This is a genomic window from Mesorhizobium sp. G2-6-1 (assembly GCF_055809095.1).
Window position 1 is genome coordinate 2,167,239 of sequence record NZ_CM147896.1, and the last position, 25,031, is coordinate 2,192,269.

Annotated in this window: 15 protein-coding genes and 3 pseudogenes; 6 read left to right on the plus strand and 12 right to left on the minus strand. The window is 57.1% G+C overall.

The window, feature by feature from the left end; translation table 11 throughout:
- The first annotated feature begins 68 nt into the window (after positions 1-68).
- Positions 69-2,122, plus strand: a pseudogene (locus AC0L7S_RS10470) (M3 family metallopeptidase).
- A gap of 7 nt (positions 2,123-2,129) precedes the next feature.
- Here the strand turns inward: AC0L7S_RS10470 and AC0L7S_RS10475 are convergent.
- Complete coding sequence (locus AC0L7S_RS10475; protein ID WP_473470812.1) at positions 2,130-2,741, minus strand: TetR/AcrR family transcriptional regulator; 612 nt, start codon at positions 2,739-2,741, stop codon at positions 2,130-2,132.
- 73 nt (positions 2,742-2,814) lie between these two features.
- Here AC0L7S_RS10475 and AC0L7S_RS10480 point away from each other — a divergent pair, with 73 nt between their 5' ends.
- The gene (locus tag AC0L7S_RS10480; RefSeq protein ID WP_473470814.1) at positions 2,815-4,098 is read left to right on the plus strand and encodes an MFS transporter; all 1,284 of its coding nucleotides are present in this window, start codon (positions 2,815-2,817) and stop codon (positions 4,096-4,098) included.
- Positions 4,099-4,159: 61 nt separating this feature from the next.
- Here AC0L7S_RS10480 and AC0L7S_RS10485 read toward each other — a convergent pair whose 3' ends face one another.
- On the minus strand, positions 4,160-4,465 hold the full coding sequence (locus AC0L7S_RS10485; protein ID WP_473470815.1) for a hypothetical protein: 306 nt from the start codon (positions 4,463-4,465) through the stop codon (positions 4,160-4,162).
- Positions 4,466-4,656: 191 nt separating this feature from the next.
- Between AC0L7S_RS10485 and typA the strand changes: the two genes are divergently transcribed.
- On the plus strand, positions 4,657-6,486 hold the full coding sequence (gene typA / locus AC0L7S_RS10490; RefSeq protein ID WP_473470817.1) for a translational GTPase TypA: 1,830 nt from the start codon (positions 4,657-4,659) through the stop codon (positions 6,484-6,486).
- 95 nt (positions 6,487-6,581) lie between these two features.
- The gene (locus tag AC0L7S_RS10495; protein ID WP_473470819.1) at positions 6,582-7,196 is read left to right on the plus strand and encodes a LysE family translocator; all 615 of its coding nucleotides are present in this window, start codon (positions 6,582-6,584) and stop codon (positions 7,194-7,196) included.
- A gap of 139 nt (positions 7,197-7,335) precedes the next feature.
- Here the strand turns inward: AC0L7S_RS10495 and AC0L7S_RS10500 are convergent, their stop codons facing one another.
- Complete coding sequence (locus tag AC0L7S_RS10500; RefSeq protein WP_473470820.1) at positions 7,336-7,659, minus strand: YciI family protein; 324 nt, start codon at positions 7,657-7,659, stop codon at positions 7,336-7,338.
- Positions 7,660-7,787: 128 nt separating this feature from the next.
- Entirely contained in the window at positions 7,788-8,351 is a 564-nt protein-coding gene (locus AC0L7S_RS10505) for a peroxidase-related enzyme (RefSeq protein WP_473470821.1), read from the minus strand.
- A 148-nt stretch (positions 8,352-8,499) separates the two neighbouring features.
- Here AC0L7S_RS10505 and AC0L7S_RS10510 point away from each other — a divergent pair, with 148 nt between their 5' ends.
- Positions 8,500-13,296 carry an NAD-glutamate dehydrogenase gene (locus tag AC0L7S_RS10510; RefSeq protein ID WP_473470822.1) on the plus strand — a complete coding sequence of 1,599 codons (4,797 nt, stop codon included), beginning with the start codon at positions 8,500-8,502 and terminating at the stop codon, positions 13,294-13,296.
- 226 nt (positions 13,297-13,522) lie between these two features.
- Positions 13,523-14,898, plus strand: a pseudogene (locus AC0L7S_RS10515) (MFS transporter).
- Between the two features lie 103 nt (positions 14,899-15,001).
- Here the strand turns inward: AC0L7S_RS10515 and purH are convergent.
- The 8 genes and pseudogenes from purH to AC0L7S_RS10555 form a co-directional block, all read right to left on the minus strand.
- A complete protein-coding gene (purH, locus tag AC0L7S_RS10520) occupies positions 15,002-16,618 on the minus strand; it encodes a bifunctional phosphoribosylaminoimidazolecarboxamide formyltransferase/IMP cyclohydrolase (RefSeq protein WP_473470823.1) in 1,617 nt (538 codons plus the stop codon).
- Between the two features lie 162 nt (positions 16,619-16,780).
- Complete coding sequence (locus tag AC0L7S_RS10525; protein ID WP_473470824.1) at positions 16,781-18,544, minus strand: heparinase II/III family protein; 1,764 nt, start codon at positions 18,542-18,544, stop codon at positions 16,781-16,783.
- A 124-nt stretch (positions 18,545-18,668) separates the two neighbouring features.
- Positions 18,669-20,068 (minus strand): annotated as a pseudogene (locus AC0L7S_RS10530) (RsmB/NOP family class I SAM-dependent RNA methyltransferase).
- 168 nt (positions 20,069-20,236) lie between these two features.
- Entirely contained in the window at positions 20,237-21,226 is a 990-nt protein-coding gene (locus AC0L7S_RS10535; protein WP_473470825.1) for a branched-chain amino acid ABC transporter permease, read from the minus strand.
- A gap of 1 nt (position 21,227) precedes the next feature.
- Positions 21,228-22,115 carry a branched-chain amino acid ABC transporter permease gene (locus AC0L7S_RS10540; protein WP_473470826.1) on the minus strand — a complete coding sequence of 296 codons (888 nt, stop codon included), beginning with the start codon at positions 22,113-22,115 and terminating at the stop codon, positions 21,228-21,230.
- A gap of 7 nt (positions 22,116-22,122) precedes the next feature.
- On the minus strand, positions 22,123-22,833 hold the full coding sequence (locus tag AC0L7S_RS10545) for an ABC transporter ATP-binding protein (protein WP_473470827.1): 711 nt from the start codon (positions 22,831-22,833) through the stop codon (positions 22,123-22,125).
- Positions 22,826-23,605 carry an ABC transporter ATP-binding protein gene (locus AC0L7S_RS10550; RefSeq protein WP_473470828.1) on the minus strand — a complete coding sequence of 260 codons (780 nt, stop codon included), beginning with the start codon at positions 23,603-23,605 and terminating at the stop codon, positions 22,826-22,828. Before AC0L7S_RS10550 ends, AC0L7S_RS10545 begins: the two co-directional genes overlap by 8 nt.
- 17 nt (positions 23,606-23,622) lie before the next feature.
- Positions 23,623-24,831, minus strand: a complete 1,209-nt coding sequence (locus tag AC0L7S_RS10555) for an ABC transporter substrate-binding protein (RefSeq protein WP_473470830.1) — start codon at positions 24,829-24,831, stop codon at positions 23,623-23,625.
- Positions 24,832-25,031: the final 200 nt, after the last annotated feature.

A 25,031-nucleotide genomic window follows, 5' to 3' on the forward strand; every position in this document is an offset into this window, starting at 1 on the left:
GTCGTGGTGCGTCCTACATCGGACGAGGATCATCGTTTTGACCGTCCCCGATCAGCGAAAGAGTTTTCATGTCATCTGCAAAGACAGTCGATCTTGCCGCGCAAGCCCTGACAGCGTGGGATGGCCCGCTCGGGTTGCCTGATTTTTCCCGCATCGGCGATGGCGATTTTGCCCCGGTATTCGATGCCGCACTCAGCCAGCATGAGATCGAGATTGCGGCGATTGCCGATAATCCGGTGGAGCCAAGCATCGACAACACGCTTGCCGCTCTCGAACTGTCAGGCGAGGCGCTTGACCGGGTCTCCTCGATCTTCTGGTGTCGGGCTGGTGCGCATACCAATGAGGCAATTCAGGCGCTTGAGCGCGAGATTTCGCCAAAGATGTCGCGGCATTTTTCGTCCATTTCCATGAACGCCAATCTGTTTGCCCGCATAGATGCGCTCTACCAAGGCAGCGCCAAGCTTGACCTCGATGCCGAGACATTGCGGGTATTGGAAAAGACCTGGAAGGGCTTCGTGCGCTCGGGTGCGAAACTCGATGCCGACGGCAAAAAAGGCTTGCCGCGATCAATGAAGAATTGTCATCACTTGGCACGTCATTTGGACAAAATGTGCTTGCCGACGAAAGTGGCTGGTCGCTCCTTCTCGACGAACCAGATCTTGCCGGTCTTCCTGATTTCGTCAAGAGTGCGATGGCTGAAGCTGCCGAAACACGCGGTCACAAAGGCCGCTATGCGGTTACCTTGTCACGTTCGATTTATGAGCCTTTCACAACGTTTTCCGAACGGCGCGATTTGCGCGAACTGGCCTGGCGCGCCTTCACCATGCGCGGTCAAAATGGCGGCGCGCACGACAACACGCAGGTTGTGCGCACTATGCTTAAGCTGCGGGCGGAAAAAGCCAATCTGCTTGGCTATTCGTCATATGCGGCGCTCAAGCTGGACGATACCATGGCCAAGACACCGAAGGCCGTGCATGAATTGCTCGATCCTGTCTGGCAAAAGGCGCTGGAAAAAGCGGCAAGCGACCAGAAAGAACTGGAGAGGCTGGCGACATCTGCCGGCAGCAACGAGACATTTTCCACATGGGACTGGCGCTTTTATCAGGAAAAGCTGCGGGCCGAGAAATTTGCCTTCGACGAGGCCCAGCTCAAGCCCTATCTCCAGCTTGATCGCATTATCGAGGCCTGTTTCGATGTCGCAACGCGCCTTTTCGGGCTGCAATTTGAGGAAACAAAAGACATCGCCGTCTGGCACCCCGATGCGCGGGTTTTCGTTGTCCGCAATGGTGTCGGAACTGAGCGCGGCCTGTTCCTCGCCGACTATTTTACCCGAGCCTCGAAGCGCTCCGGTGCATGGATGAGTTCCCTGCAATCAGGCTACAAGCTGGGTCATGGCGCCAAGCCCATCATCTACAACATCATGAATTTTGCCAAACCATCAGTGGGCGAGCCGGCGTTGCTTTCGATGGACGAAGCGAAGACCCTGTTCCATGAATTCGGCCACGCGCTGCATGGAATGCTGAGCGAGGTGACATGGCCGAGCGTTTCGGGCACGTCCGTCAGTCGCGACTTTGTCGAGCTTCCCTCACAGCTTTATGAGCATTGGCTGACGGTTCCCGAGGTTTTGGGAAAACATGCGCTGCACTACCAGACCAGTGAGCCGATGCCCAAGGCATTGCTGGACAAGATGCTGGCCGCGCAAACCTTCGGCGCTGGCTTTGCCACGGTTGAGTTCACCGCATCCGCGCTTGTCGACATGGCCTATCATGCACGATCCGACGCGCCGGAAAGCCCGCTTCGTTTCGAATCCGAAACGCTTGCAGCTCTGCAAATGCCGGACACGATTGCCATGCGTCATCGCACGCCCCATTTCGGCCATGTCTTTGCGGGTGACGGCTATTCGGCCGGTTATTATTCCTACATGTGGTCGGAAGTGCTGGATGCCGACGCTTTTTCAGCCTTCGAGGCAAGCGGCGATCCGTTCAATCCGGCGCTCGCGGAGAAACTCAAGACCAATATCTATGCTGCCGGTGGTTCCAGGGACCCTGAAAAACTCTATACGGCCTTTCGTGGCAAGATGCCTTCGCCAGCGGCAATGATGGTCAAGCGCGGTCTGGTTTAGCTGGCTTTCATGTCTGATTGATGCTTGCCTCGATCAGCAGTTCGGCGTTTCTTGCCACCGACCGGGCAGGGCCGCCCGTGCCGAACAATTGCCCCGAGATGTAGGCACCCTCGATCAGGAGTAGCAGCCCGTCGCCCAGCGTGTCGGGATCATTGGCACCCATGGTTTTTGCCATCGCGCGAAGGCGGCGGCGCAGTTCTTTCTTGTTTTCCTCGCTTACCGTGCGCGCCGGGTGGTCGCTTTCAGGGTATTCCACGACTGCATTGGTCATGCCGCAGCCCCGGTAGCCGGGTTTTTGCGTGCGTTTTCCCACGCGGGTCAAGAATGCCAGAATCTGAGCGCGTGGATCGTCTGGATGGGCCGCTACCGCCTCATTGAACCGGCCCCAGAATTCACCGTCATATTGGCGCAAATAGGTGGCTGCGAGTTCATCCTTTGATGAGAAGCTGCGATAAAGGCTTGGCTTGGTGACGCCTGCGGTCCTGACAATCTCGTCGACGCCGATCGCCCTGATGCCTTGACGGTAGAAAAGGTCGCGTGCAACGCGCAGGATCCTTTCTGCGGCACGCGGTGTTTTGTCGGTGCTGATCTTCAGTTCAATATTTTTGGTGGATGTCATTCCTGGCTTCGCTTGACAATGTTACCGCTCGGTACGTATGAGGTTCATATGATGACACGTACCGATCAGTAACATGATAACTCGATCCGCTCCCTTTGGCCAGCGCTATGCGTTCGTGATTGTCGGCGTAATTTTCCTGTGCCTGCTCATTGCGGCCGGCCTTCGCTCTGCGCCTGCGGTCATGATGTTGCCGCTCGAAGACAGCCTCGGCTGGGGACGGGATTCCATCTCTTTCGCCGCTGCGGTCGGCATCTTCCTTTACGGGCTTGCGGGGCCGTTTGCGGCGGCGTTGATGGAGCGCATCGGTTTGCGCATGACGTTGATTGCGGCCCTGGCGCTCATGTCGGGTTCGACCGCGCTCAGCCTGTTGATGAGCCAGCCCTGGCAAATGGTGGTCACCTGGGGCGTGCTGTCCGGCACAGGCTCCGGTGCGGTGGCCACCGTTCTCGGGGCAACTGTTGTCAACCGCTGGTTCAAGACCAATCGTGGCTTGATGATGGGGCTGATGTCAGCATCCAGCGCCACGGGAATGCTGGTATTCCTGCCAATTCTTGCAGCACTTGCCCAGTCGGGCGGCTGGAAACCGGTGGTTATCGCTGTCTCGGTTGCCAGCGCCTGCCTGTTGCCGCTCGTCTATTTCCTGGTGCCGGAACGTCCCGCGTCGATCTCGCAGGTGCGCTATGGTGCCGATGCTGACGATGTTGCGCCGCGTCCGCCTGCTGCGCAGGGCAATTTTCTGGCCGATACATTACGTACACTGAAACGGGCTGCCGGAACGCGTGTCTTCTGGTATCTTTTCGCGACCTTTTTTATCTGCGGCTTCACCACCAACGGCCTGATCGGCACGCATCTCATCGCTTATTGCGGCGATATGGGCATTAACGAAATTCAGGCGGCGGGCCTGCTTTCGATGATGGGTGTTTTCGACCTGATCGGAACAACGCTATCGGGCTGGCTGACTGACCGTTTCGACCCGCGCAAGCTGCTCGGCATCTATTATGCAATTCGCGGATTGTCGCTCATCTACCTGCCTTATTCGGGCTTTTCGGCAACCAGCCTGATTGTTTTTGCTGTGCTTTACGGGCTCGACTGGATTGCAACGGTTCCGCCGACGTTGAGATTGTCCAACGAAGCCTTTGGCGACAATAGCGGGCCGATTGTTTTTGGCTGGATCGTTGCCGGACATCAGGTCGGGGCGGCCAGTGCCGCTTATTTCGGCGGTATCATGCGCGAAATCCAGGGCAATTACGAACTGGCTTTCATGATTGCCGGGATGACCGCCATTGCGGCCGCCTGCGTCGCGCTTCTGATCGATACCAGTCGTCCGTCATTCGAAAAAGACGCGCAATTGGCTTAGAAATTTTGGTCGATTCGTCGTTATTTCGGTGAAATTTGGCGGCAAAACCGCGAAAAACGGGTCAGTTTGGATAGCAATTTAGCGGAATATTCGGCCATTTTGCATCGAAACATCCGTTTTCAGCCTGTCTTTTCTTCAAAGAAGCACTGACCGGACCGGTCACCATGGGATCGACGCCGTCAGGCGCATCGGCAAAAAGCTGCTCCGCGCTTGAGGCCATACGCATCTCATCTTGAACAGAACCGCTGCTGCTGACCATCGAATTGGCAGCGCCCGCAGCAAATATGATGGTCAAAGCGGCGGCACCAATGCAAAGACCTGCGCGCCCGGAAAGTTTATTCGACAATTTGCAATACCAATTGTTCATCGTGCGAAAGGCTCCGCCCTTGGTTAACGGAATCTTGTCGCATCAAGCTCTTAAGAATCAGTGACTATCCATTTGACTCGTCGCGTCCCCTTTCGCAAATGCGAAAAAACCTGTATGAGCCGCGCAACCGAAGAAGGTAGCGCCTGATTTTCGAGTTTTGGCCCGCTGCCGCAGATATTCCAGAGACTCATATGAACCTTCGTAACATCGCGATCATCGCGCACGTCGACCATGGCAAGACCACACTTGTCGATCAGCTCTTGCGCCAATCCGGCTCATTTCGAGAAAACCAACGCGTTGCGGAACGCGCCATGGATTCCAACGATCTCGAGAAGGAACGCGGCATCACCATTCTGGCCAAGGCAACTTCGGTCGATTGGAAAGAAACGCGTATCAATATTGTCGATACACCAGGCCATGCCGATTTCGGCGGTGAGGTCGAGCGCATCCTCTCCATGGTCGATTCCGCCATTGTTCTGGTCGATGCCGCCGAAGGCCCGATGCCGCAGACAAAGTTCGTCGTTGGCAAGGCGTTGAAGGTTGGCTTGCGCCCGATCGTTGTCATTAACAAGATCGACCGGCCGGACGCGCGCCACGTCGAAGTGGTCAACGAGGTGTTCGACCTTTTCGCGGCGCTGGATGCCACCGACGAACAGCTCGATTTTCCAATTCTCTACGGCTCAGGCCGCGACGGATGGGTTTCGGAAAATCCCGAAGGCCCAAAAGATCAGGGCCTGGCACCGCTGTTCGATCTTGTTCTCAAGCATGTGCCGACGCCAACCGTGCATCCCGGACCGTTTCGTATGATCGGCACTATTCTGGAGGCCAATCCGTTTCTCGGGCGCATTGTTACCGGACGTATTGAATCAGGCGCACTCAAGGCCAATCAGGCGGTCAAGGTTCTCCACCATGATGGCTCCTTGATCGAAACCGGGCGCGTTTCCAAGATTCTCGCCTTCCGTGGTCTTGAGCGCCAGCCAATCGATGAGGCACAGGCTGGCGACATCGTTGCCATTGCGGGCCTGTCGAAGGGCACGGTTGCCGATACGTTTTGCGATCCGTCAGTCAGCGAGCCGCTCGAAGCCCAGCCGATCGATCCGCCGACCGTGACGATGAGCTTCATCGTCAATGATTCCCCGCTGGCCGGTACCGAAGGTGACAAGGTGACAAGCCGTGTCATTCGCGACCGCCTGTTGAAGGAGGCCGAAGGCAATGTTGCGCTGAAAATCGAGGAATCCACGGACAAGGATTCGTTTTACGTTTCGGGCCGCGGCGAGTTGCAGCTTGCCGTCCTCATCGAAACGATGCGCCGCGAAGGTTTCGAACTTGCCGTGTCGCGGCCGCGTGTCGTCATGCAGAAGGACGAGAGCGGGCAGTTGCTTGAGCCGGTTGAAGAAGTCGTCGTCGACGTTGACGAAGAACATGCGGGCATCGTCGTGCAGAAAATGTCCGAGCGAAAGGCGGAAATGGTTGAACTTCGTCCATCGGGCGGGGACCGTCAGCGGCTGGTGTTCCATGCACCGACGCGCGGGCTGATCGGCTATCAGTCGGAATTGCTGACCGATACGCGCGGCACTGCCGTGATGAACCGGCTGTTCCATTCTTATCAGCCATATAAGGGCGATCTTGCGGGGCGCACAAATGGTGTGCTGATCTCCAATGAGCAGGGCGAGTCAGTTGCTTATGCCATGTGGAACCTTGAGGATCGCGGCCCGATGGTCATCGATCCCGGCGTCAAGGTCTATCAGGGCATGATCATCGGCATTCACTCGCGCGACAACGATCTCGAAGTGAACGTGTTGAAGGGCAAGAAACTGACCAATGTGCGTGCCGCCGGTAAAGATGAGGCAGTGAAGCTGACGCCGCCGATCCGCATGACGCTGGAGCGGGCGCTGGCCTGGATTCAGGATGACGAACTGGTGGAAGTGACGCCGAAAACCATTCGCCTGCGCAAGCTTTATCTCGACCCCAATGAGCGCAAGCGTTTTGAAAAATCGGCAAAGGTGGCGGGAGCGGCGTAGCCACCCCCGTTTGCTTGTCGCTTTCAAGCTGGTGTATTTTCACGGAGCCTGACATCGAGCTATAATTGGCGGATGGACTGGTTGTGGAGCCGCGAATGCATATCACCTCTCTGCTTATCTTTGCTGCGGCGCTATTCGTTGCCGCAGGCTCGCCCGGTCCGTCGATTGCGGCACTGGTTTCGCGGGTAATCTCCAAGGGCTTTCGCGATGTTCTGCCTTTCCTCGCGGCCATGTGGATTGGCGAGGGCATCTGGTTGTCTTTCGCCGTATTCGGGCTCGCGGTTGTGGCCCAGACCTTTCATTTGGCTTTTGTCGTCGTCAAATGGATCGGCGTTGCCTATCTGGCATATCTGGCTTGGAAAATGTGGACGGCACCTGTCGAGGCGCGCGAAGAAGAACTACCCAGCGATAAATCGCCAATGAAGCTGTTTTTTGCCGGTATGGCAGTCACGCTCGGCAATCCCAAGATCATGATGTTTTATCTGGCGCTGCTTCCGACCATAATCGACCTCACTTCGGTCACCGTCGTTGGCTGGCTTGAACTGACACTGACCATGGCCATCGTGCTGATTGCCATCGACTTGACATGGGTACTGGCTGCGGCGCAGGCGCGCAGGCTGTTGAAGAGCAAACTGGCGATGAGAATTGCCAATCGGATCAGTGCCACGACAATGGCCGGTGCTGCTGCATTAATCGCAGCACGACCTTAGGCTGCTGTGCATTAGAATCCTCATAGTGGGTTGGCGAAGCAGCCCATATACCGCTGCAAAACCAGGGCTGGGTTCATGAGCGGATGCCGATCCTGACTGAACCGACATCCGTTTGCCTGAGTTTCCAGACGCCTTGCGTTCAACCCATGTTGATGATCGGTGCGATCTCGACACTGCAATTGGGCGCCGCCAACATAGGGCATCCCTTGGCCTTTTCGGCGGCATCGTCAATATCTGCAGCCTCGATGATGGAATAGCCGCTGGTCGGGTTGGCACCGCCATTGTTTTCGGTACGCCCACCAGACAACACGGTTTTCGACATGCCAACCGGATTGCCACCATCGACCACGGCGGAGCCGAGGCCACCGAACCAGTCAGTCCAGGCTTTCATGACTTCCTTTTGTTCGGCTTCGGTTTCCGGCATCTTGCCGGAGCCGTGATATATGTAGAGAAATCTTGCCATGCTCTCCTCCTTTAATCAGCAGCGTTGAACCGGATTGCGGGCACGCCGCGTCTTGATCATCGAATGAAACAGGCAATTGCGCAATGAAAATGCGAAGCAGCTAATATGAGTTCGCCAAGCTCGGGAATTCAGCGCGCCATTGCGTGATATTCATTGTTCGGGCGCATATCGACGGCAGCGGCGACGCGGTTGGACATATTGAAGAACGCCGTGGTTGAAGCAATATCCCAGATGTCGCGGTCGCTAAAACCGGCATCACGCAAGGTCTGGCGATCCTGTTCGACGATTTTTGCCGGTTCTTCGGTAAGCTTTACCGCAAATTCAAGCATGGCGCTTTGACGCTCGGAAAGTGCTGCGGCGCGAAAGTTCATCACCATCATTTCGCCGAGAAGCGGATCGCCTGAAAGCTGGCGCACCGCCGCGCCATGGGCGCTCAGGCAGTAGAAGCAATGGTTGATCGAGGACACGACAACCGCGATCATTTCGCGTTCGAGTTTGGACAGACCCGACTCGCCCAACATCAGGTCATTGTAACTGTCGGTGAATGCACGCAACTTCTTCTCATCGAACGCATAGGCAAGAAGCACATTGGGCACCATGCCAAGCTTTTCCTCACATTTTTCGAAATAGGCTTTGGTGGTGTCGCTCAATTCGGCGGGGGTGAGATCGAGTGCTGTCGTTTTGCCTGTCATTGGGATCACTTCTTATTTGCGGGGTGCGATGAGCCTGCTTGTGGCTTCGGAATTATTTTCTTTATGTATCGTCAAACCTTTGTCGCCAAAAGTCGATCATCTGATACGATAGTTGCACGTGCATGTGGCGAGAGGAGCATTTTACATCATGGTCAAACAGAAGTCGGCAAGCAAGCTGAAGAAGCCGATTGCCAAATCAGGCGTGGCGAAAAAGGTTCAAACATCAGGCAAGCTTGCTGATTATCTTCTTGCAAGAGCACCAAGCGAAGACATCTCAGCCTATGATGCAGCCGACATGGAGCGTGCTGCGGCATTGGCTGCGAAGGCCGTGGCGGGCCACAAAAGGGGTGAATGTGTCATTGCCATAGAGGCTGACTCCGGCGTGTCCCGACAGGAGCGGCCGGTGAGCGTGATCACAGTCGTCAATGACAACATGCCATTTCTGTTCGATTCAATTCTCGGCGAAATTTCCGAGAGCGGTGGCGAGCCCATGCTGGTTACGCATCCCGTCATTGCGGTCAGACATGGAAAGAACGGCGTCGAAGAAATTCTCGGCGATGGCAGCTTTGCCAAAGGCGACAAGGATTTTGATCGGCTCAGCGTCGTTCATGTCCATATAGGGCGGCTGTCTCAAGACCAGGCAAAGGGATTGACCGAGCGGCTCAAGAAGATCGTGTTGCAGGTTCGCTCTGCCGTCAACGACTGGAAGCCGATGCTGGCGCGTCTTGATCAGGCGATTTCCGAGTTTCGCTATGCGCCGGTGCCGCTCGACAAGGGCCATGTTGCAGAAGCAATCGCCTTTCTTGAATGGCTGCGCGATGACAATTTTACGTTTCTTGGCATGCGCGAGTACAAATATAGCGGTGGCGAGACGAGTGGCTCGCTTGAGCTTTCCAACAAGATCGGTCTTGGCATCTTGACCGACCCGGATGTTCTGGTGCTGCGCCGTGGCACCGAGGCGGTGACGACGACACCCGAAATCCGTGCATTTCTGCATGGACCGGAACCGCTGATCGTTACCAAGGCCAATGCCAAGTCGTCGGTGCACCGGCGCATCTATCTCGATTATATCGGGATCAAGACCTATACCGCGAAGGGCGTTCTGCTAGGTGAACTGCGCATCGTTGGCATGTTTACCTCGACGGCCTACACGCGCTCGGTGATGAAGATACCTTACCTGCGCTCGAAGGTGGAAACGATCATCACCAAATCCGGTTTCAATCCGCATGATCACTCCGGCAAGGCGTTGATCAATGTGTTGGAAAGCTATCCGCGCGACGAACTCTTCCAGGTTCCGATACCTATCTTGAGGAAACATGCCGAAGCCATTCTTGGGCTCATCGACCGCCCGCGCGTGCGCGCATTGGTGCGCGTCGATCAGTTCGATCGCTTCGTCTCCATTCTGGTCTTCGTGCCGCGCGATCGCTATGACAGCGAGGTGCGCGAAAAGGTTGGCGCTTACCTCAAGAATGTGTTCGACGGGCGTTTGTCGGCATATTATCCCGCATTTCCCGAAGGCGGCCTTGCCCGTGTTCATTTCGTCATCGGCCGGTCCGGGGGCAAGACACCGAAGGTCGAGCAGGCGACAATCGAGGCGGCCATTCGCGCCATCGTGCGGACATGGGAAGATGCGCTGCGCGAAGCTGCGGCTGAATCCGGATCGGACACGTCGCTTGCCAGTATCGCGGCTCAGTTTCCCGAAAGCTATCGCAACAGTTTTTCGCCGGCGGTGGCGCTGGTCGATGCGGGGCGCATTGCAACCATCACGAATGAAAATCCGATCGCCATCGACTATTACCGCGATGCCAGCCAGGCGCCTGAACAGGCATCGCTGAAGATCTATCATCATGGCGATCCCGTGGCGCTGTCACGACGCGTGCCGGTGCTGGAAAACATTGGCTTTCGTGTTATCAGCGAACGCACCTTCGAGGTCGGCGAGCAGTCCGAGAAGGTCTTCGTTCACGACATGGAGCTTGAGAACGCCTTTGGCCGTCAGATCGACCTTGACGATGGCGGCGCGTTATTCGAGGACGCTTTCCTGTCCGTCTGGAGTGGCGAGATCGACAATGACAGCTACAATGGGCTAGCCCAGACTGCGGGACTGTGGTCGCGGGAAATCCTGGTATTGCGCGCCTATGGGCGATATCTGCAACAGGCCGGTATTCCGCAAAGCCAGGATTTCATTGCCGCGGTTCTCAATCGCTACCCCGATATAGCGCGCGGCCTGCATGCCTTGTTCGTCGCCTGGTTCGATCCTGCTTCGCAGGCCGAGGGGGCGGTCACGGCAAAGCATCTGAAGGCCAAGATCAAGGATGCGCTGGAGGAAGTTCCCAATATCGACGATGACACCATCATCCGTCGCTATCTCAATTTGATCGAGGCGTCGCTGCGCACCAATCACTTCGTCAAGGGTAAGGCAGACCGGGGTCAATCACTGGCGATCAAGCTTGATTCGCGGGCCATTGAAGGTCTGCCCGCGCCAAAGCCGTGGCGTGAAATCTTCGTTTATGGCTCGCAGGTGGAAGGTGTTCACCTGCGTTTCGGCCCTGTTGCGCGCGGAGGATTGCGCTGGTCAGATCGGGCGCAGGACTACCGCACCGAGGTGCTGGGTCTCGTCAAGGCGCAGCAGGTGAAGAATGCGGTCATCGTGCCGGTTGGGGCGAAGGGCGGGTTCTTTCCCAAGAAGCTGCCAGTGGGTGGTAGCCGCGATGAAGTCTTCGAGGCCGGGCGCGATGCGTATATGAACTTTGTGTCGAGCCTTTTGTCGATCACCGACAATATCGACATCGATCATGTCGTTCACCCCGATGATGTGGTGCGCCATGACCCGGACGATCCCTATTTCGTCGTTGCGGCCGACAAGGGGACGGCGACGTTTTCTGATACGGCCAATGCAATCAGCGAGAAGCACGATTTCTGGCTCGATGATGCATTCGCCAGCGGTGGCTCGGCCGGTTACGATCACAAGAAGATGGGGATCACCGCCAAGGGTGGTTGGGAGGCGGTCAAGCGCCATTTCCGGGAGATGAATCGCGATATCCAGACGATGCCGTTCACAACGGTGGGTGTCGGCGATATGTCGGGCGACGTGTTCGGCAATGGTATGCTGTGTTCGCGCGAGACGCATCTTGTCGCGGCATTCGACCATCGCGATATTTTCATCGACCCTGAACCGGATGCAGAGGCGTCCTTTGTCGAGCGTCAGCGTCTGTTCGACCTGCCAAGATCAAGCTGGCAGGACTACGACAAGACAAAGCTTTCGCAAGGCGGCATGATCATTTCGCGCAGCCAGAAATCGATCACGCTGTCACCGGCCGCCGCTGCCGCTATCGGTATCGACAAGAGCGTTGCGACACCGACGGAAATCATGCGGGCAATCCTGTCGGCACCTGTCGATCTGTTATGGTTCGGCGGCATCGGCACTTATCTGCGTGGCTCAGGCGAAGCCAATCAGGATGTTGGCGACCGCGCCAATGACGCGATCCGAATAACGGCATCGGATGTGCGCGCCAAAGTGATCGGCGAGGGTGCCAATCTTGGCATGACGCAGCGCGCACGCATCGAATTCGGTTTGAAGGGCGGTGCCTGCAATTCCGATGCGATCGACAATTCGGGCGGGGTGAACTGCTCCGACGTCGAGGTCAATATCAAGATCGCGCTGGCTTCGGCAATGCGCAAGGGTTCGCTTACACGTCCGGCGCGCAACAAGTTTCTCGCCGAGATGACAGGTGAGGTCAGCGAACTTGTGCTGACCAACAATTATGAGCAAACGCTGGCATTGTCGCTGGCCCGCAAGCGCGGGCTGGCCGATCTTGCGCACCAAAGCCGGTTCATTTCCGTGCTTGAAGGCCGCGGCCTGCTTGATCGTGCAGTCGAGACGCTGCCGTCACCGCTTGGCCTTTCCGAGCGTGAGACACGGGGCGAACCGCTGACCAGGGCAGAACTCGGCGTGCTGCTGGCTTATGCCAAGATCGTGCTTTTCTCCGATATCGTTGCATCGGATGTTCCTGACGATCCGCATTTCGATAGCGACCTGATGGGGTATTTCCCTGTTCGTATGGCGAAGAAATACACGGCGGAAATCCACGGGCATCGGTTGCGCCGCGAAATCATCGCACGCGTCATCGCCAATGATCTGGTCAATCGGGGCGGCCCGTCCTTTGTCAGCCGGTTGCGTGAATCCACGGGCTGCACGGCGGCTGAAGTGGTGCGCAGCTTTGCGTTGATACGCGATGGCTTTGACCTGCCGTCGCTCTATCGCGAGATCGATGCACTCGACAACGAGATTGACGGTCAAGTGCAACTCGACCTTTATCAGGCAGTGAGCAGGCTGATTTTCGGGGCTTGCGGATGGTATCTGAAAAACGATACGGGAACGGCACCGCTCGGCCAGCGGATTGCGGGGTTGCGAGCGGCACGCAAGGCATTGGAGCCGAAACTGGTTTCGCTGTTGCCCGCCTTTTCGCGCGAACGTGTCGAGGCGCGCCAGCACGGGTTATTCAAGGGTGGTGCGAGCGAGAAGCTGGCCGAACGACTGGCGTTGGTCGATCTTGGCGAGCTGATTCCCGATATTGCCATGACGGCCAGTCTGGCGGATGCTGATCTCATCGTTGCGGCCAAGGCATTTTTTGCCGTCAGCGATGCGTTCCGAATCCCGCGTGTGGAAGATGCTGCGCTCGCAATCATGCCGTCGGATTATTACGACCAGCTTGCCTTGGCGCGGGCCAGCGATGCGATTTCTGCAGCACGGCGCGATATCGCCGTGGCTTCGTTGACCGCTCACGCATCGGCTTCCGATCCGGTCGCGGCATGGCTCGAAGCTGGCGGGGAGCGCGTTGGGCGTATCCGCGAGCGGCTTCAGGCTCTGACGGAGGGGGAGATTACCGTGTCGCGCCTTTCGGTGGCATCCGGGTTGATGAGTGACCTGACCGGGCCAACGCTGTAGTTGCGAGACTTGCCTTCGCGAACCGAATGAATGGTCGTTTCAGAGAGGTTCGCGCTACGCACAAATGACGCATTATAACTTTGATTGAGTATCGGACCGAAAACTGGCAACCACTTTTCGGTTCGATGCTCGAGAGAAACACCAGGAAAACCGCTGCACATTTTTTCTGAGATTGTTCTAAAGTCAGCGCAATTGCGATTCTGATCGAGCACTTGCGGGGGATGTGATGGCCGAAATTGAAGTGCCGCGCGCGTCGGGGCGTGGCATCTGGGGCTGGATGCTGTTCGACTGGGCGGCGCAACCCTTCTTCACGGTCGTTACGACCTTTATATTTGGTCCGTATTTCGTGGCGCGCATGGCAAGCGACCCGGCCATCGGGCAAGCCGCGTGGGGTTATGGTATTGCGGCGGCTGGCTTTGTCATCGCCATATTGTCGCCGGTGCTTGGCTCGATTGCCGACCAGACCGGTCCACGCAAACCATGGATCGCATTTTTGCGGTCATCCAGATCGTCAGTCTTTCCCTGCTCTGGCTCGCGGCACCGGGCTCCAATCTTTTCCTTGTCGTCCTGTGTTTCTCGCTGGCCTCTGTTGCGGCTGAATTTTCGACCGTGTTCAATGATTCCATGATGCCAAGACTGGTGCCGAAGGAGGAGATCGGCAAGGTTTCCAATCTGGCGTGGGGGCTTGGCTATCTCGGCGGCATGATCGTGCTGATCTTTGTCGTCGCGCTTATGGCGGGGTCGCCGGAAACGGGCAAAACGATCATTGGCGTTAATCCGCTATTCGGTCTTGATCCAAAGCTGGGAGAGGATGCGCGCGCCACCGGGCCATTGTCGGCATTGTGGTATTTGATCTTCATCCTGCCGATGTTTTTATTCACGCCCGACAGTGTGCGTGGCATGGCGATTGGACCGGCAGTACGCGAAGGCCTGCAAAGCCTGAAAGCGACGATTTTTGAAGTGCGCCAGCGCAAGGGGATATTCCGCTTTCTTGTTGCGCGGATGATCTATCAGGACGGCGTCAATGCGTTGCTGGCATTGGGGGGCGCGTTTGCCGCCGCGATGTTTGGATGGTCGATCACCGAGATCGGCGTTTACGGGATCATTCTCAACATCGTCGCGATTTTAGGTTGCCTCGTGGCAAGCCGACTCGACACGGCGATAGGCTCCAAGGCGCTGGTGATGGTGTCTCTGGTTCTTCTGGGCATTGCCACGGTGGGGATTGTTTCGACAGGCCCCGGCTATACGCTGTTTGGCGCATGGCTGATGCCGGGTGCGGATACGGGTGGATTGTTTGGAACGCCGGCGGAGAAAGCCTATGTGGCTTTCGGTTTGCTGATCGGCATGGCTTTCGGACCGGTGCAGGCGTCGTCGCGCTCCTATATGGCGCGCAGCGTTACGGCGGCTGAGTCCGGGCGTTATTTTGGTATCTATGCGCTGGCTGGACGAGCTACGAGTTTTGCCGCGCCATTTCTGGTGGCGACAGTAACGGCGCTTAGCGGGTCGCCGCGTCTTGGCATGGCGGTGATTATCCTGTTCCTCGCCGGTGGGGCATGGATCCTGATCGGGACGCCCTATCCTGCCGACAAGTCGAAGGGTTAAGGGGCTCCTTGATGCGTGTCATCCAAAGTGTGAACCACTTCGAGTGTTTGTTTTTACGCAATTCCGGACGGAAAACCGCTGCACAGTTTTCCTGGAATTGCTTTCAATGCCGAAAGTGGCGGACGCCGGTAAACACCATTGCGGTACCGTGTTCGTCCGCGGCAGCGATCACCTCGTCGTCGCGCATTGATCCGCCCGGTTGAATGACGGCGGTCGCGCCGGCTTCCACCGCAGCAAGAAGGCCGTCGGCGAACGGGAAGAATGCATCCGAGGCGACGACAGATCCCTTGGTCAATGGTTCGCTCAATGTGGCCGCGTCAGCGGCGTCTTGCGCCTTGCGCGCGGCAATGCGGGAGGAGTCGACGCGGCTCATCTGGCCCGCGCCAATGCCGACGGTAGCTCCATCCTTGACGTAGACAATGGCGTTTGACTTGACGTGCTTTGCGACACGGAATGCGAATTTGAGATCGGCCATTTCATCTGGTGTCGGTGCGCGTTTGGTCACTATCCTGAGGTCGAAGTCATCGACATTGGCATTGTCGCGGCTTTGCGCGAGCAAGCCTCCGGCGACCGATTTGACGATAAGCCCCGATGCGCGTGGATCAGGCAAGCCATCTGTTACAAGCAGGCGAAGGTTCTTCTTTGCGGCAATGATTTCGATCGCTTCAGCCGACGCCTCAGGTGCGATGATTACTTCGGTGAAAGTCTTGACGACCTCTTCGGCTGTCTTGCCATCAAGCAGGCGGTTCATTGCAACGATACCGCCAAAGGCAGAGACGGGATCGCAGGCCAGTGCCTTCAGATAGGCGTCTATCAGCGATCCGCCCTGGGCGACGCCGCAAGGGTTTGCATGTTTGATGATGGCCACCGCAGCCGCCTTGTCGGGATGAAATTCTCCGACCAGTTCGAAGGCTGCGTCGGTGTCGTTGATGTTGTTGTAGGAAAGCTGCTTGCCTTGCAACTGGCGTGCCGTGGCGACGCCGGGCCGCTTTTCGCCAGTGACGTAGAAGCCTGCGGATTGATGTGGATTTTCGCCGTAGCGCATCACCGTTTCAAGTTTACCACCAAATGCGCGCCATGCGGGGTGCTCGACCGAGAGTGTTTCTGCAAACCAGCCGGAGATTGCCGCGTCATAGGCTGCGGTGCGCGCGAAGGCTTTTGCGGCGAGCATTTTGCGGAAATCCAGCGATAGCGAGCCGAAGTTCAGTTCCATGGCATTGAGGACGGGTGCATAATCTTCAGGGTCGGTGACGATGGTGACATAGGCGTGGTTCTTGGCCGATGCGCGCACCATGGCCGGGCCGCCGATGTCGATGTTTTCGACAATGGCACTATAGTCGGCGCCGGATTGGCGAACCTCTTCGAAAGGGTAGAGATTGACGACGACAAGATCGATCGGTTCGATCTTGTGCTGACGCATGGCGGCTGCGTGTTCGGGATCGTTGCGCACGCCGAGCAGCGCCCCATGCACCGAAGGGTGGAGCGTTTTTACGCGCCCATCCATGATTTCGGGAAAGCCGGTCAGTTCCGAGACGTCGCGCACTGCGATGCCGGCATCGGCAATGGCTTTTGCCGTGCCGCCGGTGGAAACGAGTTCAACCCCGGCATGGGCAAGTGCGGTGGCGAATTCGACCAGTCCGGTCTTATCTGAAACGGACAGCAACGCGCGCCTGACCGAGATGAGATCCGGTGCCGGAATGTTTTTGGAAGCGACAGCCATGAAAGGCCCTCCGGGAGGTTGCGAGGCTTGGCGGGCTCTGGAGCGGTTCAGCCATTTCGATGTCAGCGCCAGGCGGATTTAAGTGCTTGATTTTACATAATTATATGCGGAAAATCGCTGCTTATTTTTTCGAGAGTTGCTCTAGCATATAAGAGGAGGAAATCAAGCAGTGCGCTCGCTCATCCCCTGCTGTCGTCGAATATCAGCTTCTGTCGGGTCTCGGGCAATAGCCGTGCGTGTCAGTTGCCAGTGAATTTCCGAAACCTCGGAAGCCTTGAACGACAAAACGATCTGCTTGCATCGGCGCGGCCCGCCAAGACCGGCAAAATAGATGGATTCTTCGACATCCGGTTCGATCTGCTCGGATGTGAAGACCCAACTGTCGGCACCGGCGGCTGTGAGAACGAGGCGGTCATCGCTGTCCTTGAACAGGCCGATGTCGGGTGAGATGTGAAAGCGGATCGCGACAAAGTCACGCCCGTTGTTGCGAACCGGGTCGTTTCCGGGGGCCATGAACCGGTCGCAGCCAGAAAGAATGTTGCCCTGCGCAGACAGGGTCAATTCACGCTCATGCAGGATACCGAAGCGCTGCACGTAGCCGTCATGGCGGGCGACGAAATTCTGGATGCCCATACTGTCGTTGCGCTGACAGGTGACGTGTCTGGGGCCGCCGATGAGGGGCGAACCCACGAATTCGCTAAAGCGCGGCGAATGATTGAAGCGCGCGGACGAGGTGTCGTTCAGCGTTGCGGTCGAATGTGCGGCGGTGGCGCGCGCCAATGGCCGAAACTCCACTTCGCCATAGGTATCGACACCTGAATTGACAATGAAATGCTGGCGGCCCGACGACATCTCAAAGGAGAGGCAGCCAGCATGTGCTGACCCGGAGAGGTCGATTGCTGGTGGCGGGCCTGTGTCGGCAATCACCGTCACATCATTCATGGACAGGCGCTCATAGCCGGAATGCGGCGCATGAAGGAGGGACGCGCCATCGGTATCGTCATGGCGCATGATGGCGGCGATGCGGTCAGGAATGGTGGCGCCCATGCCATTGAAGCGTGCCAGGCTGCCCTCTTGATGGCGGAAAAAGCGCAGGGCAGGCAGCATCCGGTCGATGGCACCAATCAATGCCGCTGGCGGGGCCTCTGCCTGATTGGCATAGGTCTGGCGTAGCGGCAGAAGGTCGGCGAGGATTTCCAGAACGGTCAGCGGATTACGCGAAACGTGGCCGCCGTCGGGGAGTATCTGGTGATCAAGCTCTTCGGCCAGATGGCGGGTAGCAGTGCGCAACGCCGAAGGAGGGGCAGGCAGGGAAAGTGCAGCGAAGGCAAGAGCAATGCGTGCGCGCAGGCGATCCCTGCCGGTGGGCATCTCGCGTACAGTTGCGCGCAGATAACGGATCTGGACGGCCAGCGATTTCAGGAAAGCCCGGTAGAAAGGGAATTCCGCGCCCTGGAGAACCACGGAAGAGTGCTGGAGCCATGCAATGATGCGCTTGGACGTTGTGCCGGGTTCCCACGCCACACCAGCGAGGTTGGTGCCATGCATGGCGATCCAGTCAGACACAAGGGCGCGTGCGTTGGCCGATGCAAGCTCGGTATTGGCGGCGCGCATGTGGCGCAGCCATCGAAAGCCGTGCAGGGATCGTTGCCAGCCGCGATTGGCCACTTCGATCTGAAAAGGCGATTGGCCTGCCGTTTCCACCAAATGGCCCGAAAGCGGGTAGCGCCCATAGTAAATTTCAAGCGCAATCTGAGGGTCGGCCAGACGCAGGTCTGGCGGCGCAATCAGGACACGTTCCGGTGTGCGGCCGGAATAACGCCAACGATAGGCTGGCCCGGCGCGCAGGCGTCGGCGTGTCTTGCGCCAAAACTCCCTTGCGACGAGCGCCCATAAGCGCGTCGTGTTGCTGGCAGCGTTTGCCAATGCCTCTCCTGAAGTCCCAATCTGGCACAATGGTATATGATTCAAGAACTTATGCGAAGGCCATTTTCGCAATCGCTCAAGGATGTCCACCATGTCTTGAAGTGGCCGTGGCGGCGTTGCGAGATCAGTTCTTGTGCAGACGCGCAGCGAAAAAGCCGTCAAGGCCAGATATTGAAGGTGTTGCCATCTGCAAGCCGGCCGGTGTGGTGCGCAATGTCCCCTGGGGTGTGATGAATTCGTCGATGCCGGGAACATCTCCGGGAAGGACGGGGTCGATGACAACTGACTTTATGGCTGCAAGGCTGGCAGTGAGCAGTTGTTCGCCTTCAAGCGGGTCAAGCGAGCAATTGGAAAAGACGATGCGGCCCCCGGCTTTGTCATGGCGATGGCACAGGCGAGCAGCCGTTGTTGCAGGTTTGCAAGCTTTTCAATGTCGGCAACGGTTTTTGTCCAAGGGACATCGGGGTGACGGCGTATCGTTCCGGTCGATGAGCAGGGAGCGTCGAGCAGCACAGCGTCGAAGAATTCGGCTGGCTCGAATTTCAGGATGTCAGCCTGTTCGATCTCGGCCTTCAGACCCAGCCGGTCGAGATTCTGGGCAAGCCGGGTCAATCTGTTTTTCGAAGAGTCGATGGCGGTGACCTTGGCACCGGCAACAATAAGCTGGGCACTCTTGCCGCCGGGAGCAGCGCAGAGATCGGCAACGCGCAAGCCACGAATGTCGCCAAACAATCGGGCAGGAATGCTGGCGGCGGTATCTTGCACCCACCACGCGCCTTCGGTGAAGCCCGGCAATTCGGTAACCGGTGCGGCCAGCTTTTCGATGCGCACGGAACCGGTCGGTAATACGATGCCGCCAAGCTTTTCTGCCCATAGCGCGGGATCGGATTTCACGCTGATATCGACGGGCGCTTCGTGGCGATGTGCGTCGAGTATTTTTCTGGTTGTTTGCTGGCCATAGGCGGACACGAGGCGTTCAGAAAACCATTTCGGCGCTTCATCGGTCTTGGTGAGAACTTCGGCCAATTCGGTGTCCTTGTTGCGCGCAATGGCGCGAAGGACGGCATTGACCAGACCGGAAAAGCGAACAGTTCGCGGATCGGATTTGGCGTGGGTTACGGCCAGATCAACGGTGGCGCTGTCGGGCACGTCGAGAAAGAGGATCTGGGCGGCTGCGACGTTCAGAATATGGGAAAGTACCGTTGCGTTTGCTGGCAGAGGCTTTTCCAGCCTGCGCGACAGCAGAGCGGCAATGGTCATGCGGTGACGCAATGCCGTTGCCAGAATTGCGCGAACCAAAGCGCGGTCACGCGTATCGAGTGCCATATATTGCGGATGTCCGTGATCGTTGTCGGTCAGGCCATCGAGCGGTGTCTTGGCATTGATTACGGCTGCCAGCAACCTTGCCGCGGCTTTGCGTACGGCCAAACCCGGAATTTTGGCGCTGTCTTCGTCCGGTTGGTGGCTTCTGCCATTTGCCGAGGCCTTGCTTCCGGCACGATTGTGGCGCGGGTTCACGACCAAGGTCTCGTGGGGCGATTTTGCCCATCGGGATGTGTTGAAAACAGATTGTCCATACGCTCGCCAGATCACAATTGATGGTGAAGAGGTGCGTTCGGCGTTGTTGGCGATCTTGTCAAGGGTTGAATCAAGGCAGGCGGAACACCGCTGCGCAGTTTTGCCGGGATTGCTTTAATCGTCTGGTGCGGTTGTCTTGCTTTTCGCGGGAGCTGAAACCCATGCATATAGTTCGCCGACAATTCCTCTGCGGAAGATGAGCACGCATATCATGAAGATGAGGCCGGTCGCTATCGTGACTGGAAAGTCGGAGGTGGCAAGTGAGTTTTGCAGCCCGACGACAAGTCCGGCTCCAACAATCGGGCCAACCATTGTGCCGATACCGCCAAGCAGGGTCATCAAGATGACCTCGCCCGACATTTGCCAGGCGACATCGGTCAGCGTAGCAAACTGGAAGACGATGGCTTTCAGCGAGCCGGCCAGCCCGGCCAATGCCGCCGACATGACGAATGCGGCAAGCTTGTAGTTGGCGACAGAGTATCCAAGCGAGATTGCCCGGTCCTCATTTTCCCTTATCGAGCTAAGGATCATGCCGAAGGGAGAATTGACGATGCGCCAGATTGCAAGCACGCCTACGAGGAAAACCGCCATAACGAAGTAATACATGTTCAGCGGTGCATGCAGGTCAATCATGCCAAACAACATGCCGCGATGAACGCCCTGGATGCCGTCCTCACCGCCCGTAAAGGGTGCCTGAACGCAGAAGAAGAAAAACATCTGGGATAGCGCCAGTGTGATCATCGCGAAATAGATGCCCTGCCGGCGTATGGCGAAGAAACCCATGACAAGGCCGAGCAAGGCTGCGCCGATCACACCGATGACAATGGCGGCTTCGGGAGACCAGCCCCAAACCTTGATGGCGTTCGCAGTGAAATAGGCGGCGCCGCCGAAGAAAGCCGCGTGGCCGAACGACAGAAGGCCAGTGTAGCCAAGCAGGAGATTGAATGCGCAGGCAAAAAGCGCGAAGCACAGCATCTTCATCAGGAAAACCGGGTAGACGAAGAATGGAGCGGCCAATAGTCCGACAATGCCGAGGACAATCAGAAGCCCTTCGATGTAGCTGGATGTCTTGGTGCGCGGGCCGCTGAGGGTCATGTCCACCATATCAGGCATCCTTTCCAAACAGGCCGGCAGGGCGAACCAAAAGCACGATGGCCATGATGACGAAGATGACGATATTGGATGCTTCCGGATAAAAGACCTTGGTCAGTCCCTCGGCCAATCCGAGCATGTAACCGGTGACGATTGCACCCATGATCGAACCCATGCCGCCGACAACGACAACGGCAAAGACGACGATGATGAGGTTCGATCCCATGAGAGGGCTGACCTGATAGATGGGAGCGGCGAGAATGCCCGCGACACCTGCCAGTGCCGAGCCGAGGCCATAGGTCAAGGTCAAGAGGATTGGAACATTGACACCGAAAGCCTGGACGAGGCGAGGGTTCTCCGTCGCGGCGCGCAAATAAGCACCGAGTTTCGTCTTTTCGACGGCAAACCACGTGCTGATACATATGATAAGTGAGGCAATGACGACCCAGCCCCGATAGTTCGGCAAGAACATGAAACCGAGATTGGTGCCACCCGAAAGCAGCGGTGGAACCGAATAGGGGTTTCCCGACACACCATAATAGTAGCGGAAAACACCTTCGATGACCAAAGCGAGGCCGAAGGTGAACAGGAGGCCATAGAGCGGGTCAATGTCGTAAAGGCGCGACAATGCCAGACGCTCGACAATGATGCCGAAAATGCCAACGATTATCGGCGCGATAATCAGGGCAGGCCAATAGCCGATGCCGAGATGGGCAAGCAGCAGGTAGCCAACGAAAGCGCCAAGCATATATTGCGCGCCGTGAGCGAAATTGATGACACGCAACAGGCCAAAGATGATGGCGAGGCCGAGGCTCAACATGGCATAGAACGAGCCGTTGATCAGACCGACCAGCAACTGGCCGAGAAATGCCTGGATGGGAATTCCGAAAATCATCGTCATGTCGATCTCACACGCCCAATACTTCGTGGAGTTGGTTCATTCGGTCGGGCAATTCGCCAACCGGGAAGCCAGCCATGACCTTACCGTGTTCCATCAGGTAGAAGCGGTCGGCGATGCGACTGGCAAATCGAAAATTCTGTTCCACGAGCAGAATTGTCATGCCGCGCTGTTTCAAGGTGGCCAGTAGTTCACCGATGCGCTGAACGATGACAGGGGCAAGGCCTTCGGTCGGCTCATCAAGCAGCATCATTTTTACACCTGTGCGCAATATGCGGGCCATCGCCAGCATTTGCTGTTCGCCACCGGACAATTTCGTTCCCTGGCTGTTACGGCGTTCCTTGAGATTGGGAAACAGCTCGAAAATTTCATCGACGCTCATTCCTCCGGGTGCCACAACTGGCGGAAGCATGAGATTTTCATCGACGGTCAAAGTGGCGAAGATGCCTCGCTCTTCCGGCACATAGCCAAGGCCAGCATGCGCCGTCTGGTGAAGCGGCATCTTTATCAGGTCGTTGCCGTCGAACACCACCTGACCGGTGCGCTTGCGAATGAGGCCCATGATGGTGCGCAGGGTCGTTGTTTTGCCGACGCCGTTTCGCCCCAGAAGCGTGACGGTTTCCCCCTCAAAGACTTCGAGGTCGACGCCGTGCAAAGCGTGGCTTTCGCCATACCAGGCGTTAAGGGCGTGCACGGAAAGCATGGGTGCGGGACTAGTCATGATCTGTCCCCATATAGGCAACTTTGACGCGCTCATCCTGGCTGACATTGTCGTAATCGCCGGCGGCCAGGATTTCACCATGCTGCAAGACAGTTATCCAGTCACAGAGATTGGCAACGACGGTCAGATTATGCTCGACCATCAGAACGGCGCGATCGCGGGCTACCGAACGAATGATGTTGGAAACGACGCCGACATCTTCATGACCCATGCCAGCCATCGGCTCGTCGAGCAAAAGCACTTTCGGTTCAAGGGCAAGCGTTGTGGCAATTTCCAGCACCCGTTTGCGGCCATATGAAAGATCGCTGGCCATCAGGTGCTTTGCATCGTCAAGGCCGACCGAGTGCAACAATTCCTCGGCGCGAGGCGTCAATTGATCGAGCGTTGAGGTCGAGCGCCAGAACTGGACGGCGAGACCGTTTGGACGTTGCAGGGCAACCCGCACATTGTCGAGCACGCTCAGGAACGGGAAGATCGCAGAGATCTGAAACGAGCGCACCAGCCCCATGCGCGCAACCTTGGCGGGTGGCGTGCGGGTTATGTCGCGGCCAAGCAGTTCGATCCTGCCACTGGTTGGCTGGAGGAACTTGGTCAGGAGATTGAAGACAGTAGTTTTGCCGGCCCCGTTGGGGCCGATCAAGGCATGGATCTTGCCATGATGTATGTCGAGATCGACATTATTGACTGCGGTGAAGCCGGCAAAGTCACGACGCAAGCCGCGGGCGGAAAGAACCACCCGCGGCGTGTCATTTTCGGCGACAGGCGTCATCATTGGGCCTGTCGTTGCCGTCACTTGGAGACCAGTGGGCAGCCACTTTCCGACGGCTTGATGAAGGCTTCGTCGCCAGGAACGGTTGCAAGAACCTTATAATAATCCCAAGGCTTCGTGCTTTCCGAAGGCTTCTTCACTTCCATGAGATACATGTCGTAAATCATGCGGCCATTGGCACCGACCTTGCCGTTCTTGGCAAAGACGTCGTTGACCGGCATCGAATGCAATTCCTTGGAAACAGCCTCGGTTTCGTCGGTGCCTGCCTTGTCGATGGCTTTCAGATACTGCGTGACCGCCGAATAGGTTCCAGCTTGAATCATGTTGGGCATACGGCCCGTTCTCTCGAAGAAACGCTCACCGAATTTGCGCGATTCATCATTGCGATCCCAATAGAAGCCTTCCGTCAGCGTCAACCCTTGCGCAGCCTCAAGTCCAAGGCCGTGAACTTCCGAAAGGGTGAACAGCAGTGCCGCCAACCGCTGGCCGCCAGCAACGATGCCGAACTCCGCTGCTTGCTTGATTGCATTGGCGGTATCGAGGCCGGCATTGGCCAGACCGACGACCTTGGCACCCGAGGCCTGAGCCTGAAGCAGGAAGGATGAATAGTCGGTCGTTGCAAGTGGATGGCGAACCGCACCCAGGACCTTGCCGCCCTGTGATTTGACGAAATTCGACGTCTGTTCTTCAAGCGAATAACCAAAGGCGTAATCCGCGGTGAGGAAGAACCAGGTGTCGCCGCCCTGCTTGACCAGCGCTCCGCCTGTGCCAACCGCCAATGCGTGCGTGTCATAGGCCCAATGGAAGCCATATGGCGAGCATGCCTTGCCGGTCAGGTCGCTTGAAGCGGCACCGGTGACGATGTCGATTTTCTTCTTTTCAGCCGAGATGCCCTGTACCGCAAGCGCGACGGACGAGGTCGTCAGTTCCATGATGGAATCGACCTGTTCGGTGTCATACCACTGGCGCGCAATGTTGGAAGCGATATCGGCCTTGTTCTGATGGTCGGCGGTGATGATTTCGATCGGCGCGCCCTGAACGGTGCCACCATAGTCTTCTGCGGCCATCTTGGCTGCTTCATAAGACCATTTGCCACCAAAATCGGCATAGACGCCGGACTGATCGTTGAGGATGCCAATCTTGACCTTGCCGTCGGAGATATCACCGGCCCAAGCTGGAATTGCTGTGGCAGCCAAAAGAGCTGCCGAAACGAGATACGTTAATTTCACTTCTATTCCCTCCTTGTGACCAAAGTCGGTTTGCCACCGAACCTTGCCCACCATTTCATGAAATTCGGTCGATTACGTCAGACGTCTCCCAGACAGGGCCTCTTTGAGCAAAGGCGTTGTTTTGTTCCAAATACGTCTGATATCGACCGAGGTAATATGCGTACCTCGAAATGCTAACACTGTCACCACGTTTGTAGGAA

Excerpts from the sequence above, each read along its gene's own strand:
- AC0L7S_RS10475 (WP_473470812.1), bottom strand. The coding sequence starts at position 2,741 with ATGACATCCACCAAAAATATTGAACTGAAGATCAGCACCGACAAAACA.
- AC0L7S_RS10480 (WP_473470814.1), top strand. The coding sequence starts at position 2,815 with ATGATAACTCGATCCGCTCCCTTTGGCCAGCGCTATGCGTTCGTGATT.
- AC0L7S_RS10485 (WP_473470815.1), bottom strand. The coding sequence starts at position 4,465 with ATGAACAATTGGTATTGCAAATTGTCGAATAAACTTTCCGGGCGCGCA.
- typA (WP_473470817.1), top strand. The coding sequence starts at position 4,657 with ATGAACCTTCGTAACATCGCGATCATCGCGCACGTCGACCATGGCAAG.
- AC0L7S_RS10495 (WP_473470819.1), top strand. The coding sequence starts at position 6,582 with ATGCATATCACCTCTCTGCTTATCTTTGCTGCGGCGCTATTCGTTGCC.
- AC0L7S_RS10500 (WP_473470820.1), bottom strand. The coding sequence starts at position 7,659 with ATGGCAAGATTTCTCTACATATATCACGGCTCCGGCAAGATGCCGGAA.
- AC0L7S_RS10505 (WP_473470821.1), bottom strand. The coding sequence starts at position 8,351 with ATGACAGGCAAAACGACAGCACTCGATCTCACCCCCGCCGAATTGAGC.
- AC0L7S_RS10510 (WP_473470822.1), top strand. The coding sequence starts at position 8,500 with ATGGTCAAACAGAAGTCGGCAAGCAAGCTGAAGAAGCCGATTGCCAAA.
- purH (WP_473470823.1), bottom strand. The coding sequence starts at position 16,618 with ATGGCTGTCGCTTCCAAAAACATTCCGGCACCGGATCTCATCTCGGTC.
- AC0L7S_RS10535 (WP_473470825.1), bottom strand. The coding sequence starts at position 21,226 with ATGGTGGACATGACCCTCAGCGGCCCGCGCACCAAGACATCCAGCTAC.
- AC0L7S_RS10540 (WP_473470826.1), bottom strand. The coding sequence starts at position 22,115 with ATGACGATGATTTTCGGAATTCCCATCCAGGCATTTCTCGGCCAGTTG.
- AC0L7S_RS10545 (WP_473470827.1), bottom strand. The coding sequence starts at position 22,833 with ATGACTAGTCCCGCACCCATGCTTTCCGTGCACGCCCTTAACGCCTGG.
- AC0L7S_RS10550 (WP_473470828.1), bottom strand. The coding sequence starts at position 23,605 with ATGATGACGCCTGTCGCCGAAAATGACACGCCGCGGGTGGTTCTTTCC.